General features: G+C 64.2%; 10 protein-coding genes and 2 tRNA genes. 4 read left to right on the top strand and 8 right to left on the bottom strand.

The genetic code is table 11. From position 1 onward, the window contains the following. Window positions 1-6 precede the first annotated feature (6 nt). From G3N59_RS17440 to G3N59_RS17430, 3 genes are all read right to left on the bottom strand, one after another. Window positions 7-993, bottom strand: coding sequence for a Gfo/Idh/MocA family oxidoreductase (locus G3N59_RS17440; RefSeq protein WP_205983877.1), 987 nt, complete (start codon window positions 991-993; stop codon window positions 7-9). 176 nt (window positions 994-1,169) lie between these two features. Next, a complete protein-coding gene (locus G3N59_RS17435) occupies window positions 1,170-1,886 on the bottom strand; it encodes an FCD domain-containing protein (RefSeq protein ID WP_205983876.1) in 717 nt (238 codons plus the stop codon). Window positions 1,887-2,254: 368 nt separating this feature from the next. Further along, window positions 2,255-3,832 (bottom strand): mannose-1-phosphate guanylyltransferase/mannose-6-phosphate isomerase, encoded by a 1,578-nt coding sequence (locus G3N59_RS17430; protein ID WP_205983875.1) that lies wholly within the window; start codon window positions 3,830-3,832, stop codon window positions 2,255-2,257. Between the two features lie 919 nt (window positions 3,833-4,751). Here G3N59_RS17430 and G3N59_RS17425 point away from each other — a divergent pair. Continuing rightward, on the top strand, window positions 4,752-5,486 hold the full coding sequence (locus tag G3N59_RS17425) for a Crp/Fnr family transcriptional regulator (protein ID WP_205983874.1): 735 nt from the start codon (window positions 4,752-4,754) through the stop codon (window positions 5,484-5,486). A 287-nt stretch (window positions 5,487-5,773) separates the two neighbouring features. Here G3N59_RS17425 and rpiA read toward each other — a convergent pair whose 3' ends face one another. The 4 genes from rpiA to rnr all read right to left on the bottom strand — a co-directional run bounded on the left by rpiA (window position 5,774) and on the right by rnr (window position 10,959). After that, window positions 5,774-6,469, bottom strand: coding sequence for a ribose-5-phosphate isomerase RpiA (rpiA, locus tag G3N59_RS17420; RefSeq protein WP_205983873.1), 696 nt, complete (start codon window positions 6,467-6,469; stop codon window positions 5,774-5,776). A 143-nt stretch (window positions 6,470-6,612) separates the two neighbouring features. After that, window positions 6,613-7,503, bottom strand: a complete 891-nt coding sequence (locus G3N59_RS17415; protein WP_205983872.1) for an N-acetylmuramoyl-L-alanine amidase — start codon at window positions 7,501-7,503, stop codon at window positions 6,613-6,615. A gap of 20 nt (window positions 7,504-7,523) precedes the next feature. Continuing rightward, complete coding sequence (rlmB, locus tag G3N59_RS17410; protein ID WP_205983871.1) at window positions 7,524-8,264, bottom strand: 23S rRNA (guanosine(2251)-2'-O)-methyltransferase RlmB; 741 nt, start codon at window positions 8,262-8,264, stop codon at window positions 7,524-7,526. A 151-nt stretch (window positions 8,265-8,415) separates the two neighbouring features. Continuing rightward, on the bottom strand, window positions 8,416-10,959 hold the full coding sequence (rnr, locus tag G3N59_RS17405; RefSeq protein ID WP_205983870.1) for a ribonuclease R: 2,544 nt from the start codon (window positions 10,957-10,959) through the stop codon (window positions 8,416-8,418). A gap of 312 nt (window positions 10,960-11,271) precedes the next feature. Here rnr and G3N59_RS17400 point away from each other — a divergent pair. The 3 genes from G3N59_RS17400 to G3N59_RS17390 all read left to right on the top strand — a co-directional run bounded on the left by G3N59_RS17400 (window position 11,272) and on the right by G3N59_RS17390 (window position 12,304). Next, window positions 11,272-11,358: transfer RNA gene (locus G3N59_RS17400), tRNA-Leu, on the top strand. A 369-nt stretch (window positions 11,359-11,727) separates the two neighbouring features. Further along, window positions 11,728-11,814 (top strand) — tRNA-Leu (locus G3N59_RS17395). Window positions 11,815-11,983: 169 nt separating this feature from the next. Next, window positions 11,984-12,304, top strand: coding sequence for a hypothetical protein (locus tag G3N59_RS17390; protein WP_205983869.1), 321 nt, complete (start codon window positions 11,984-11,986; stop codon window positions 12,302-12,304). A 6-nt stretch (window positions 12,305-12,310) separates the two neighbouring features. Here the strand turns inward: G3N59_RS17390 and oxlT are convergent, their stop codons facing one another. Beyond that, window positions 12,311-13,639 carry an oxalate/formate MFS antiporter gene (gene oxlT / locus G3N59_RS17385; RefSeq protein WP_346777898.1) on the bottom strand — a complete coding sequence of 443 codons (1,329 nt, stop codon included), beginning with the start codon at window positions 13,637-13,639 and terminating at the stop codon, window positions 12,311-12,313. Between the last annotated feature and the right edge of the window lie 48 nt (window positions 13,640-13,687).

Raw genomic sequence — 13,687 nt, 5'->3', positions numbered from 1 at the left:
TCCGATTCACTCGCAGTCGAAACGCAAGCCGAGCGCCGAGCGCGCGGCATCGGCCATCGCGATCGTGCGCCGCGACGTATCGTGCGGCATCACCGGGCTTTCCAGCGCGCCCGCGCGCAGCAGTTCGCAGAAGTGCGCGGTCTCGTAGTTGAGGCCGCCGCCTTCGAACGGCTCGTCCAGTTCCACCGTGCGGCCATCGACGTAACGAATGGTCGCGCGCGCCGGATTCCACCAGTTCGCGTGGATCGTCACGTTGCCGAGCGGCCCCGCCAGCAGCGCATCGCCAAAGCCATGCAGATCCAGCCCGCAGAACAGTTGCGCGATGCCGTGCTCATGCTGGCAATTGAGGCTTGCAAACGTGTCGACGCCGGTTGCGCCCAGCCGCCCGAAGGTCTGCACCTCGCGCGGCGCGCCTAGCCAGTCCACCGCCAGAAACATCTCGTAGACGCCGATATCGAGCAGCGCCCCGCCTGCATGCGCGAACGAAAACGACGGGTGATCGGCCGGCACGTTCGCCACCGAACAGCCCGCGCGCACGAGCCCGACCGGGCCGATGGGATCGGCTTGCAGATGTGCGCGCAAGGCGCGATAGAGCGGATAGAACGGCGGTTTCATCGCCTCCATGAAGAGGCGTTTCGCGTCGCGCGCGGCCTGCAGCACGCTTTCGAGTTGCGCGGCGTTGACGGTCGCGGGTTTCTCGCAGAGCACCGGCAAACCCGCCTGCAGCGCCGCGCACGCGTAGTGCGCGTGGCTGTCCTGCATCGTCGCGATATAGACGGCGTCGATGCCGCTGGCGAGCAGCGCTTCGAAGCTCGCACAGGCGCTCGCGTTGAATTCCTGCGCCAGCGCCTCGGCGGGCGCCGGGCGGCGCGACCAGACCGCACTCACCTGCGCGCCTTCGACGTGCGCCACACCTTGCGCGAAACGCCGCGCGATGCGGCCCGCGCCCACGATGCCCCAACGAATCGTTTTACTGGCGTCGATATCGACCATGTCTCCCGCCTCTCCTTGAACGCAAGAGAGGCACGATACTGGCTGGCGCGCACGATGGCAAACGTCGATACAAACGTAACACGCGCGCGGTCAAAGGCGCGCGTGGCGAGCGGCTCCGGCGCGTGCGTGCGCCGCGCGCAACGTTGGCAGACGTTCGCGCCTGACGAAGCGCCGCTTTACTCGGTCGTTTCCGGTGCGAACGCGCGGTTCAGTTCGTCGGCGGTGTAGGCGATCATCGCCGCGGCGGCCGCCTGGGCATCGGTCGGCGAGCGCCGCTCGATCGCCTCGACGATCCGGCCATGCGCGTCGACCACGTTGCTCCAGCCATCCGCACGCTGGCTCAGGATCGGATTGACGATCGTGAGCGCGCCGCGAATGATCGCCGCCATCTGCTGATAGAACTGATTGCCGCTCGCCGCGAGAATCCGCGTGTGCAGCAGCGCGTCGGCCGCCTGGCAGCCGGTGTCGCCCGGACTCGTCTGGCGCAGCGCATCGAACGCATCGCGGATGCCGGCGATATCCGCCGCGCCCGCGCGTTCCGCCGCCAGCGCACAGGCCGCCGGTTCGATCAGCGTGCGAAATTCGATCACGTCGCGCAGAAAGGTTTTGTCCGGCTTCGCGCGAAAGCGCCAGCTGACGACGTCTTCGTCGATCATGCGCCAGTCGCGCATCGGCCTGATGCGTGTGCCGATCTTGGGCCGCACGTCCAGCATATGGCGCGCGAGCAGCATGGACAGCGCTTCGCGCATGACCGTGCGGCTCACGTCGAACTCCTTCGACAACACGTCCTGCGGAGGCAGGATCGCGCCATAACGCTCTTCGACGATGCCCGAAATCAGGCCATCCATGACCTTGCTCACGAGTGAGCGTTCCTTGTTGTTCCCCAGTTCCATGACCCCTCCCCCCGATGGCGTTAATCGCCCTGTTTGCCGGTTACTGCGTGGGCCCTCGTGCTTCGTCGAACTCATCCGTACGTTGCCATGCTAATTGCATAAAACGTAAGCCAGGATATCTCCTGACGCAAATTTCGCGTGACAAATGCCCAGCCTGTACAAGTTCTTCGTCTCTCGGCCCTTCGGTTTCCCGAATTTCGTCTTATGAAGTTATTCGTTGTCTTTTCGTAAGCGCTTTGTATGAAGCAAACGCTTATTAGCCATGTTTCCGCGGTGTTTCCGCAGTGCTTCCATCGCAATCCTGATCGTTCTTTTATGTGCATATGCAATCATGTGCATATGCAGCGACGCCTCGCTGACCGGTCCTGTCAACGCGGCGTCGTCGAATCTGCGTTTTGCGGGACGCGTCCGTACTGATCGTCGAAGCGCACGATGTCGTCTTCGCCCAGATACCCGCCCGATTGCACTTCGATGATTTCGAGCGGCGTCTTGCCCGGATTTTCGAGCCGATGCTTCACGCCCAGCGGAATGAAGGTCGATTCGTTTTCCGAGAGCAGGAACACGTCTTCGCCACGCGTGACGCGCGCGGTGCCGCGCACGACGATCCAGTGTTCGGCGCGATGGTGATGCATCTGCAGCGACAGCACGCCGCCTGGCTTCACCACGATGCGCTTGACCTGAAAGCGCTCGCCGCGATCGACCGAGTCGTAGCAACCCCACGGACGTTCGACACGCCGATGGTGTTGCGCTTCCTCGCCGCGCTGCGCCTTGAGCTTGCCGACGATCGCCTTGACGTCCTGCACGCGATCCTTGGCGGCAACCAGCACCGCGTCGGCCGTTTCCACCACCACGACGTTGTGCACGCCCACGCACGCCACGAGGCGCCCGTCCGAATGCGCGAAGCTTTCGGTCGAGTCCTCGAACAGCACGCGGCCGCGCGCGACGTTGCCGCTCGCGTCCTTGTCCGAGACCTGCCAGACGGCGTCCCACGCGCCCACATCCGACCAGCCCGCGACCAGCGGCACGACCACGCCGGCAAGACGCGCTTCGGCGCCGATCGATTCCATCACGGCGTAGTCGATCGAATCCGACGGGCAGGCTGCGAGCGACGCGGCGTCGAGATGCACGGCGCCATCCGCATCGACGCGCGCGAGTTCGAACGCCTGCGCGCAGTACATGGCGATGGCGGGCCGGCACAGCGCGATGGCCGCGAGCCACACCGAGGCGCGCACGACGAAAATGCCGCTGTTCCACCAGTAATCGCCCGAAGCGACATAGCGCGCGGCGACTTCGGCATTCGGCTTTTCGACGAAGCGTTCGATCGTGCGCGCGCCGCTGGCTCCGAGCGTCGCACCTGCGCCGATATAGCCGTAACCGGTTTCCGCTCGCTGCGGCGGCACGCCCAGCGTGACGATGGCGCCGCGCGACGCATAGCGCACGGCGTCTTCGAGCGCGGCGGCGAATGCAGCACGATCGGCGATCAGATGATCGGCGGGCATGGCGATGAGGATCGGGTCGCTGTCGGTCTGCGCGGCATCCGCCGAATGCGCAGCCTGCGCCGCGAGCGCGGCCACGGTGAGCGCCGGTGCGGTATTGCGCGCGACCGGCTCGAACACGATGCGCGAAGACTGGCCAAGACGGCCGAGCCGGTCGGCGGTCATATGGCGCAGTTCCTCGCTGCTGACGACGAGCGGCGCGGCCTTGCGCACCGACGCGCCGGCGTGTTCGCCGCCTTGCGCATACAGCCCGTCGAGACGGCGCACAGTTGCTTCAAGGAGCGACTCGCCGTCGAGCAGATCGATCAACTGTTTCGGACAATGCTCGCGCGACAGAGGCCAAAGCCGCGTGCCCGAGCCGCCGGCGAGCACCACCGGCTGCACGACAAGCGCGACTTCGGGTTCATTGGCTGCGGCGATCAAACCCGCCGGAGTGACTGCCTGGTTCATGTTCGAGCTCCCCGTCCGAATGTCTGGTCCTGGGCTGGGCGTGCAGGCTGGTCGGTCGGCTTCGTCCGGACTTCGCCTGGGTTTGCCTGCGATTGCCTGGGCCAGCCTGGCAACAGCATGCGCACGCGCGTTCCCTCGTTTTCGGACTCCATTGGAGCAAAGGCAGCAAGACGATTCTGTTCGCATACCCACACTGACCGAGCGCTGCCGCACGGCGGCGCGCCCGTGCGCTTCGCTACGCTGGGGTCATGCGTCATGCGTCGGGAAAACACCGGGGTGCCGATTCGTTGCGCGGACAACACCTTGAAGCGGACCGCTGTCGCGCGTCGCTGGCCTGCGCCGGCAGCAAAGCCCACCGCGTTATGTGCGGCAGCGCACACGTAACGTGACGTGCCGTAACGCGGGCATGTTTCACAGGCGAACGTTTCCTGGCACTCCAGCCGCAGCGCAGCAGCGGTGATTCAAAACCGAACGCACTCATGCCCACCCTGACCCCGCCGTGGCGACCTGTCGCGCAGCATGTTTCAGTCTGGAGTCATTTTCGAAAGGCCGTCCCGAAGCCCTGTTAACACCATAAAAATCAACAACTTACGTCGATACAAATTGCTCAGTCCATTGGCGCGGCCCGCGCAGGCGTCGTACAGATATGAAACAAAAAACCGGGAATGCCCGGAAGCGTTCCGGTCGTAACGTCCGCGAAACCGCATAGCGGCGCGGTTTGCGGGTCTCTGGCACATACCCTGCTTAGTGAGAAGCGCCACACAGCGTGACGCAAACAAATACGGCGGACGCACTCGGGACTATGGGGCCGGCACGACGAACGAACAGCCGCTACGGGAAGCGGCAAACAACAAGCGATTCGGCGACCGGAATGAAAAGACGGAAGGCAGCGCAAGCGCCTTCACACGAGGACCAAATCATGTTGACCCTTCAATCGGATCTGCACGGCAACCATTTGCTCGGCGCACTGCCCTCGCATGAGTGGCAAGCTCTCGCACCGCATCTCGAACTCGTCAATCTGCGCACCGAACAACTCCTCTGCGATTCCGGCCAGCGCATTCATCACGTCTACTTTCCGACCACGGCCATCATCTCGATGCTTTCGACGATGGAAGACGGCAGTTCCGTGGAAATCGCCGCTGTGGGCCGCGAAGGCATGACGGGCGTGCCCGTCCTGACGGGCGGCGAAACCATGCCGAACCGCGTGCAGGTGCAGTGCGCGGGCTTCGCCTACCGGATGAGCGCACAAAGCCTCAAGCAGCAGTTCGCGCGCTCGGACTTTCTGCGCCGCCTGATGCTGCTGTACATGCACGCACTGCTCACCCAGGTCGCGCAAACCGCCGCCTGCAACCGTCACCACTCGCTGAGCAAGCAGCTGTGCCGCTGGCTGCTGATCGAAGTGGACCGCGTGGCTTCGAACGACCTCACGGTCACGCAGCAGCTCATCGCCGATATGCTCGGCGTGCGCCGCGAAGGCATCACGGAAGCAGCCGGCAAGCTGCACGACGAAGGTTTGATCCACCATAGCCGCGGACGTATCCGCGTGCTCGACCGCGAAGGCCTCGAAGCCCGCGCCTGCGAGTGCTACGGCCTCGTGCGCCGCGAGTTCGACCGCCTGCTGCCGCGCCTGCGTCAGGCCGAAACGGTGGAATAAGACGCGGAGGCCCGGCCAGGGCCGCCGGACGAAGTTGCCCGGCGAACCCTGCGCCCCGTTTCTCGTGTGTGTGTGTTTGATTTTGCAAAGCGTTCCGGCTCCGGCGCGCTTTGCCTTTTCTTCGCTTCAGGCGCTCGATGTGGAATGATTTTTAGTCAGGAATCCATATCGATGTGCGCGCATGACGTGCTGCGATTGACGTGCCGCCATTTACGACCCGCAAAACAACGCGGACGGCGTCATGTGCAACACGTGTGCATCACGCCACCGTCCGCGAATTCAGTGCATCAGGCCTTGCGGTAGTCGATACGCTCGACGCCGTTTTCGCCGCCGAGCAGGCAGAAGTCCGCGCCGCGCGCTGCGAACAGGCCCACGGTCACGACGCCCGGCCAGGCATTGACGTGCGCTTCCAGCGTACGCGGATCGCTGATGCGCAGGCCCTTCACGTCGAGAATCTCGTTGCCGTTGTCGGTGATGAACGGCGAGCCGTCCTTCTGCACGCGCAGCACCGGCACGCCGCCCAGCGCCGTCACGCGGCGGCCAATGGCCGTGCGCGCCATCGGCACGACTTCGATCGGCAGCGGGAACTGGCCCATCACCTCGACGCGCTTGCTCGCATCGGCGATACAGACGAACACTTCCGACACCGACGCCACGATCTTCTCGCGCGTGAGCGCCCCGCCGCCGCCCTTGATCATCGCGCCCGAAGCGTCGATTTCATCGGCGCCGTCGACGTAGACGGGCAGCGATTCGATTTCGTTGAGGTCGAAAATCTTGAAGCCGTGCGCTTCGAGGCGTGCCGTGGTGGCAACCGAGCTGGACACCGCACCGCGATAGCGGCTCTTGTTCGCGGCCAGCGCGTCGATAAAGCAGTTCGCGGTCGAGCCGGTGCCGACGCCGATGATCGAGCCTTCCGGCACGTTCGCGTTGACATAGTCGGCCGCGGCCTGGCCAACCAGCTTCTTGAGTTCGTCTTGAGTCATGATGGGTGCTGCCCGAGAGAGAAAACCGGAAAACGCCTAGTTTACCGGAGTTGCGGGCGCCGCCCGCCGGCAAGCGATGCGTTTTCGGTCATATCCCGGCTGGAAGCGGTTCCGGCACACGCCGCGAACACGCTCCGGGCGAATCAGGGCGCCGTTTCGGTCGCGCCTGGCACCACGGGCGCGGTGCGATCGACGTATTTGTCGAGCAGCGCCTGGGCGATTGCATCGGTTTGCGCGTCCGGCGTGCCGGAGTAGTCGCGCGGCCGGAAGTGCATCTGGAACGCCGCGAACACACGGCGCGTGGGTTCGTCGAGCACGCCGTCGGTGGCCACGTCGTAGCCGTAGCGCGCGAGCTTCGTCTGTAACGCGCGCACATCGGCGGGCGCATCGGGCGCGCGGCCGGCGAGATCGGCTTTCACCGTGGCGTCGTCGGGCCAGGCGCCCACGCCTGCATCGTAAAGCTGCTTCCACGGAAACGCCGCGCCCGGATCGATCTTGCGCTGCGGCGCGATGTCGCTATGCCCCACCACGCGCGTGGGCGGGATGTGATAACGCGCAACGATGTCCTTCGACAGCGCGATGATCGCCGCCACCTGATCGGCCGGCCAGGGCGCCCACGTGCGGCCTTGAGGCGTATCGTGCGGACCCGAGTTGACGTTTTCGATGCCGATCGACGCGGCATTGAGCTCCGTCGTGCCCTGCCACTCGCTCACGCCCGCGTGCCAGGCACGCTGCGACTCGGGCACCAGTTGCAGCACGACGGGCTTGCCGTCGCGCAGCGGCGGATGCTCGGGCACGAGGTAATGGGCGCTCACGTTTTCACGCGTGAGTTCCTCGAGCGAGGTCGGCTCGTCGCCTTCCGTGTAATGCAACACGAGGAAGCGGATGCGCGAATCGGCACTGCGCGCGTGATATTGCGAGTCCGCGACGTAGGCGCCGCGGTCGGTCATCGTCACGGGCGCGCACGCGGCGAGCGCGAGCGCGGCCGCAGCGGCGGCCAGCGCCCCCCGTCCCGCGTGAAGCAAGGTCGTCATACTGCGTCGATCAAGGTCGATCAGCGTGCTGCGCGCTGACGCACCGCCTCGAACAGGCACACGCCCGACGCGACAGAAACGTTCAGGCTTTCGACCGTGCCGGCCATCGGAATCTGCATGACTTCGTCGCAGGTTTCGCGCGTGAGACGGCGCATGCCTTCGCCTTCGGCGCCCATCACGAGTGCCACCGGACCGTCGAGCTTGGTCTGGTAAAGGCCCGCAGGCGCATCGCCCGCCGTGCCGACGATCCACACGCCCGCGTCCTTGAGCTCGCGCAGCGCGCGCGCCAGGTTCGTCACGGTGATGTACGGCACCGTGTCGGCGGCGCCGCTCGCCACCTTGGCGGCGGTCGCGTTCAGGCCCACGGCGCGATCGCGCGGCGCGATCACGGCATGTGCGCCGGCCGCATCGGCCACGCGCAGACAGGCGCCGAGGTTATGCGGATCGGTCACGCCGTCGAGCACCAGCAGGAGCGGCGAGCCCTGGATGCCGTCGAGCAGCTCGGCCAGATTCTGCGCGAGCGCCATGTCGTGCACGCGCGCGACCACGCCCTGATGGCGCTCGGTGTGCGCGAGACCCCAGAGACGCGTTTCGTCGGCGGCGATGATGCGCACGCCCGCTTCTTTCGCGGTGTGCAGGAAGTCCTGCATACGGCGATCGCGCCGCGTCGGATCGTAATAGACATCTTCGACCGTGGACGCGTCGTGCCGCATACGTGCGGTCACCGCATGAAACCCGTAAAGAACCTTGAGACGTGACATGACTGGATACAACCCCTGATAAACGGTTCGCGGCGCATCAAAGCGCCGCGAACGAGTGATATTGCGCCGATGCGCCGGATGATTCCGCGCACCGGGTCACGGCGCACGCACGCTCATTGATACGAGCGAGGCGCGCGCCGTGGGTAAGGCTTTAACGCTTCTTGCGCGGCGGCGACTTCTTGGCCGCCGGTTTCGACGGCGCACGCTTCTTCGCGGTCTTGGCCGCGCCACGCGCTGCACGCGCTTCCTTCACGGCTGCGCTCTGCGGCGGCGCGGCCTTCTTGCGCCGCACGTCGTCTGCGGCCATCGGCATGGGACGCACGCGCGCACCGCCTTCGCCAGCACTGCGCTCCTGCTGGGCCTGCGCGCCGCGATTCACGGCGGGCTTGACCGGCGTATCGCGCACGAGACGGAAGTCGATCTTGCGCGCATCGAGATCGACGCGGCTGACCTGCACGCGCACGCGATCCGAAAGACGATAGCGGATGCCGGTGCGCTCGCCGCGCAGCTCGTTCTTGATCTCGTCGTACTGGAAGTAATCGGAACCGAGTTCCGTCACGTGTACCAGACCTTCGATAAAGAGCGAATCGAGCTGTACGAAGATGCCGAACGACGTCACGCCGCTCACCATGCCGCCGTATTCCTCGCCAAGCTTGTCGCGCATGAAATAGCACTTGAGCCAGGCTTCGACGTCGCGCGAGGCTTCGTCGGCGCGGCGCTCGTTGGCCGAGCAATGCAGACCCAGCTCTTCCCAGATCGCCGTGTTCGCACCGCGAGCGGTACGCGCGCTGCGACCGCGCTTCTCTTCGTCCTCGGCCTGCATGGCGCGGGCACGCGGCGACAGCGCCGTGTTGAGATCGACGCCTTCGGGCGCAGCCGGCTGATACTTCTTGCCTTGCAGGATCGCGTAGATCGCGCGGTGCGTGAGCAGGTCGGGATAGCGGCGGATCGGGCTCGTGAAATGGGCGTACGCCTCATAGGCGAGACCGAAGTGGCCGATATTGTCCGGGCTGTAGACCGCCTGCTGCATCGAGCGCAACAGCATCGTCTGCAGCATCTGCGCATCGGGACGGTCGCGGATGTGCGCCATCAGCGCCGCGTAGTCGCTGGCGTGCGGCGTGTCGCCGCCACCGAGCGAAAGCCCCATGCCGCGCAGGAAAGTACGCAGGTTTTCGAGCTTTTCCGCGCTCGGACCCGCGTGCACGCGGTACAGGCCCGGGTGCTTGTTGCGCTTCATGAAGTCCGCCGCGCAGACGTTGGCCGAGAGCATGCACTCCTCGATCAGCTTGTGCGCGTCGTTGCGCTGACGCGGCACGATCTGCTCGATCTTGCCCTGCGCATTGCAGACGATATAGGTCTCGGTGGTGTCGAAGTCGATCGCGCCGCGCTTCTGGCGCGCCGCGAACAGTGCCTTATAGACGCCGTACAGGTTCTGCAGATGCGGCATCAGCGCCGCGCGGCGCGTGGCCTCGGGACCCTTGGTGTTGGTCAGGACCGCCGCGACTTCGGTATACGTGAGACGCGCCGCCGAATGCATCACGCCCGGATAGAACTGATACGCCTTGATCTCGCCGCGCGCGGTGATGACCATGTCGCAGACCAGCACGCAGCGATCCACGTGCGGATTGAGCGAGCACAGGCCGTTCGAGAGCTTCTCCGGCAGCATCGGGATCACGCGGCGCGGGAAGTACACCGAGGTGCTGCGCTCGATGGCGTCCACGTCCAGGCCGCTGCCCGGCAGCACGTAATGCGAGACATCGGCGATCGCAACGAGCAGACGGTAGCCTTCGCCCTTGCCCACCTGCATCGGTTCGCAATAGACCGCATCGTCGAAGTCGCGCGCGTCTTCGCCGTCGATCGTGACGAGCGGCACATCGCGCAGATCGACGCGGTAGCGGATATCGGTCGGACGCACGGCATCGGGCAGCTTCGCGGCATCCGCGAGCGCTTCCTTGCTGAACTCGTGCGGCACGCCGTACTTGCGCACGGCGATCTCGATTTCCATACCCGGATCGTCGATGTCGCCGAGCACTTCCACCACGCGGCCGAGCGGCTGCGAATGACGGCTCGGGAAATCGGTCAGCTCGACCACCACGACCTGGCCAGGCTTGGCCTTCTTCGGATTCTGCGTGACGAGGATGTCGTGGCCGATGCGCTTGTCTTCGGGCGCGACGATCAAAGCGCCGTTCTCGTTGAGCAGACGGCCGATCACACGGCGGTTCGCGCGGTCCGTGACCTCGACGATATGCCCTTCCGGGCGGCCGCGGCGGTCATAGCCGACGATGCGCGCAAGCACGCGATCGTTATGCATGACCTTCTGCATCTCGCCTTGCGGCAGGAACAGATCGTCCTGGCCGTCGTCGCGAATCAGGAAACCATAGCCGTCGCGATGGCCCTGAACGCGGCCCGCGACGAAATTGGAAGGATGCGCGAGTTGATAGTGGCCGCGCGAGTCGAGCCGGATCTGCCCGTCGCGCTCCATCGCGGCGAGCCGCCTGAAGAACCCTTCGCGCTCCTGGCGCTTGATCGCGAGCGCCTCGGCGATATCGTTCGCGGTGCAGGGCGATTCGCTGGTCCGCAGCACGCCAAGGATTTCTTCGCGGCTGGGAATCGGGTACGGATATTTGCTCAAGGGCTTGTCGATGGTTGTTCTCGTTGCGTGGACGTCGGATATCACGCGGATCGTGGCAATCATGCCGCGCCGCGGTCTTCGAATGCTGCAACATGCGGCTGACGTAACGGGTGCGCGACGCGAGCGGCGCGCCACCTATACTGCTGCGAGGCATTCTAACACCCGCGCCGCACCCGACAATTCAGTGCGCAAGCCGCTGAACGCGCGATGAGCGAATGTCGGCTCCCCGATATTCATCGCAAGCGACGAACAACTGTCGATCAAGCCCGCCGCAAAAGTTTTTTGCATTCACCTGTTGACAAGCCCTACAGATGCGCTAGAATCTCGTTCTCTGCTGCACGACACAGCGCAGCAGCAAGTAGTAAGCGACACCTTGCCCAGGTGGCGGAATTGGTAGACGCACCAGGTTCAGGTCCTGGCGGTGGCAACACTGTGGAGGTTCGAGTCCTCTCTTGGGCACCAAGATTCATGAAAAAAGCCAGCTCTATGCTGGCTTTTTTCATTTCTCCCGCTGAATCGCATCTTGCCGATACAGCGACAGCGACAGCGCGCAAGCGCAGGTTTGTCTGCACCATCATGTTGAGCATGGCGCCACTGCCCGACCGAAGCGAAACCGCTTGCTCGGGCTTTTTGTTTTTCAGCCTCTGCATTTTCCCGACATCGACGTTCGCAAATCGAGTCCATCTCTCTCACGCTGCAGCCCATGAGAACGCAGTTGTTCTGCGATGTGAAGATTTTTTGAAAAAGCCTATTGACAGGCTCTACAGATGCGCTAGAATCTCGTTCTCTGCTGCACAACACAGCGCAGCAGCAAGTAGTAAGCGACACCTTGCCCAGGTGGCGGAATTGGTAGACGCACCAGGTTCAGGTCCTGGCGGTGGCAACACTGTGGAGGTTCGAGTCCTCTCTTGGGCACCAAGATTCATGAAAAAAGCCAGCTCTATGCTGGCTTTTTTCATTTCTGCTTCTAGTTCTGCTTCTTTCTTCTCTACCCTCACGTTTTCTTGACACTTCGGTTCCGCCAACGCGTTATATTCTTCGGTATACATTGCCAGACATCGGCGATACCCGAACGAATGGAGACCGGATGGAACTCGTTGTCATCGCTACGATCGTTGCCTTGGGCTTCGGTGCCGCAGCGACCTGGCTCATCGCGACCCGCCTGAACGTCGATTGGATCGAGCGCACCCAGGCCGACAATCGCTATGGTTCGCTAGTCGACGCCACCGCCCCTTCTGTCCCGACTGAGAGCGATGCGCGCCGTCTGCAGGCACGCACCGACACGCGACGCATCCGGCGCGCTCGCATCCGCGCGACTTCCCCGGCCATGATCTTCCTGCGCGCGGTCCGTAACCGTGCCGGCAAGGCTTGCGCGGTCAAGCGAACCACGCAAGGCAACGCAACCTGAGGCGCTTCATTCCCGCGAGCCTATCGGCGCAGCGTTAAACCTCGTTTCCACCGGCGAAGCCACCGGTACGGCCGACTGGAAGATCCAGCGCCGCCGCATCGGCTGCAACACGACCTTCGCGCACACGCCTGCCATCATCGCGATACAGGCCACGAACTCGAATACGCTATTCCAGCCGCCATGCAGCGCAAGCAGTGTCGCCACCGGCACAAGCAGCGCAGCGGTGCCTTTGGCCGTATAAAGCGTGCCGGCATTGCCCGCCGCATAACGCGCGCCGAAGGTATCGGCGCAGGTGGCCGGGAAGTTCGAGAAGATGTCGCCGTAAAACAGGAACACGAGCCCTGAAAACAGCATGAACAGATACGGGTCGTGTCCGAAGTAACGCAGCCCGAGCAGCGCCAGCCCTTCGCCGAGAAACGTGATGAACATCGTGTTCTCGCGCCCGATCCGATCCGAAATCATGCCGCAAAGCGGCCGCGTAAAGCCGTTGCAGAGATTGTTGATCGACAGCGTCATCGTGAGCAGCGGCAAGCTCACGCTCATGAACGCCACCGGCATCGACGCAAAACCGTAGGACTTCGCAATCGGCCCGATCTGCGCCGTGGCGATGATGCCGCCCGCCGCCACGCAGACGAACATCGCGTACATCACCCAGAACAAGGGCGCGCGCACCATTTGCTGCGTGGTGTAATCGGTCTTCGTTGCGACCACGCGTTTCATCAATGCAGCGTGCGCCGGCGGCTTGGGGCGCACCATCACCAGCGCGAGCGCCATGATGCAGACACCTTGCAGGAGTCCGAAGAAAACGAAGGCGGTTTCGTAACCCGAATGCTGGATCATGCGCGAGATCGGAATCACCGTCAGTGCTGCACCGGCGCCAAAGCCCGCTGCCGTCATGCCTGCCGCAAGGCCGCGCCGATCGGGAAACCACTTGAGGGCCGTGCCCACGCAGGTGCCATAGACGCAACCCGCGCCAATACCTGAAATCACCGCCGCCACGTAAAGCACGGGCAACACGGGCGCCCACGCATCGAGCAGCCAGCCCAGCGCCACGCACACCGCGCCGCCCATCACAACAGGACGCGGCCCGAAACGGTCCACGAGCCAGCCTTCGACCGGCACGAGCCAGGTCTCGGTGACGATGAAGAGCGAGAACGCAAGCTGAATTGCGGCTTGCCCCCAATGATGGCGCGCGTCCATCGGCACGACGAAAAGCGTCCATGCGTACTGCAGATTGGCGACCAGCCCCATGCAGGCAATGCCCGCTACGAGCTGCACCCAACGGTTATGGCGTCGCGCCGTATAAGGGGCGTCGATGCGATCGGTGTGTGCCACGGTTGTCTCTCTCCATGTGTTGACGCTTTGATTGCGTCAATCTGCTTT

Origin of the sequence: Paraburkholderia sp. Ac-20340, assembly GCF_017104965.1 — a bacterium.
In the GTDB taxonomy this organism is placed as follows: domain Bacteria; phylum Pseudomonadota; class Gammaproteobacteria; order Burkholderiales; family Burkholderiaceae; genus Paraburkholderia.
Note: the sequence above shows the minus strand (reverse complement) of the source record. Positions and strands in the feature narration are given on the sequence as shown.

Bases quoted from the DNA above. Each gene is read 5' to 3' on its own strand.
- G3N59_RS17425 (WP_205983874.1), top strand. From the start codon at position 4,752: ATGTTGACCCTTCAATCGGATCTGCACGGCAACCATTTGCTCGGCGCA.
- G3N59_RS17390 (WP_205983869.1), top strand. From the start codon at position 11,984: ATGGAACTCGTTGTCATCGCTACGATCGTTGCCTTGGGCTTCGGTGCC.
- G3N59_RS17440 (WP_205983877.1), bottom strand. From the start codon at position 993: ATGGTCGATATCGACGCCAGTAAAACGATTCGTTGGGGCATCGTGGGC.
- rnr (WP_205983870.1), bottom strand. From the start codon at position 10,959: ATGATTGCCACGATCCGCGTGATATCCGACGTCCACGCAACGAGAACA.
- G3N59_RS17415 (WP_205983872.1), bottom strand. From the start codon at position 7,503: ATGACGACCTTGCTTCACGCGGGACGGGGGGCGCTGGCCGCCGCTGCG.
- G3N59_RS17430 (WP_205983875.1), bottom strand. From the start codon at position 3,832: ATGAACCAGGCAGTCACTCCGGCGGGTTTGATCGCCGCAGCCAATGAA.
- rlmB (WP_205983871.1), bottom strand. From the start codon at position 8,264: ATGTCACGTCTCAAGGTTCTTTACGGGTTTCATGCGGTGACCGCACGT.
- G3N59_RS17435 (WP_205983876.1), bottom strand. From the start codon at position 1,886: ATGGAACTGGGGAACAACAAGGAACGCTCACTCGTGAGCAAGGTCATG.
- rpiA (WP_205983873.1), bottom strand. From the start codon at position 6,469: ATGACTCAAGACGAACTCAAGAAGCTGGTTGGCCAGGCCGCGGCCGAC.